At 57.6% G+C, this 974-nt stretch carries 3 protein-coding genes; 1 reads left to right on the plus strand and 2 read right to left on the minus strand.

Features of this window, described 5'->3' with window-relative positions; all coding sequences use genetic code 11:
* On the minus strand, nucleotides 1-235 hold a 235-nt coding region (locus tag A3754_RS23275; RefSeq protein WP_304439863.1), incomplete at its 3' end, for an SAM-dependent methyltransferase.
* A 120-nt stretch (nucleotides 236-355) separates the two neighbouring features.
* Here A3754_RS23275 and A3754_RS23280 point away from each other — a divergent pair.
* Nucleotides 356-670 carry a YhbY family RNA-binding protein gene (locus A3754_RS23280; RefSeq protein ID WP_007151514.1) on the plus strand — a complete coding sequence of 105 codons (315 nt, stop codon included), beginning with the start codon at nucleotides 356-358 and terminating at the stop codon, nucleotides 668-670.
* Between the two features lie 101 nt (nucleotides 671-771).
* On the opposite strand, the gene A3754_RS23285 is transcribed toward A3754_RS23280, so the two are convergent.
* On the minus strand, nucleotides 772-974 hold a 203-nt coding region (locus A3754_RS23285; RefSeq protein ID WP_197468811.1), incomplete at its 5' end, for a GreA/GreB family elongation factor.

The following is a 974-nucleotide window of genomic DNA, read 5'->3' on the forward strand; positions in this document are numbered from 1 at the left end:
CCGTCCCCTTGCCGCCGATCAGCTGGCCCGCCACCTGGCTCCACCCCCCCGGCGCAGCGCCAAGATCCAGCACCGTCATTCCCGGCCGGAACAAACGGTCTTTCTCGTGCATTTCCAGCAGCTTGAAACTGGCCCGGGAGCGATACCCCTGCTCCTGGGCCCTGGCCACCCACGGGTCGTTGAAATGTTCTTTCAACCAAGCCTTGCTGGTCTTGGAACGGCTGGACTTCGCCATGGCCCCTCTCTCCTGAATTCTCTGTACTCGCAAGCCCTCATGACTAACCCACATGACGGCTGCTTTTCGGCCGGGTAATACGTAGAATACGCGCACAGCAACCCTTTCTGGAGCTACACCGTGCCGCTATCTACCCAGGACATCAAACGGTTACGCCGTATTGGTCACCACCTGAAACCCGTTCTGATCTTTGGCGACAAGGGACTCAGCGACAACTTCGTGGAAGAACTCAACCTGCGCCTGGAAGATCACGAGCTCATCAAAGTGAAAGTCAACGCAGAAACCCGCGACGACCGCGCCGCCATTGTGCAGGCCCTGACCGAAAAAGGCAGCGCCGAGCTAATCCAGCGTATCGGCAACATCGCCCTGCTCTACCGCCCGGCCCAAAAGCCCAGCGCCAAACTGTCGAACATCCTGCGCTATCAGAATGCCTGACGCCCAAGGCCCAACGCAGGATGCCAAAAGCAAAAAAGGCGGCGTGTTATCACGCCGCCTTTTTTATTGTCGTCTGGCGTCATGCATCGGGCATCAAGCGCCTAGATATGCTCCACCTGATCGACTTCGTACTCACGGGTACCGCCGGGGGTATCAATCTGCACCACATCGCCTTCTTCACGACCAATCAAACCGCGGGCGATGGGTGAGTTCACACTCAACTTGCCTTCCTTGATGTTGGCTTCGTCGTCACCCACGATCTGGTAGACCTTGGTTTCGTCCGTATCCACATCAATGATGGTCA

This window comes from Alcanivorax sp. HI0083 (assembly GCF_001635175.1).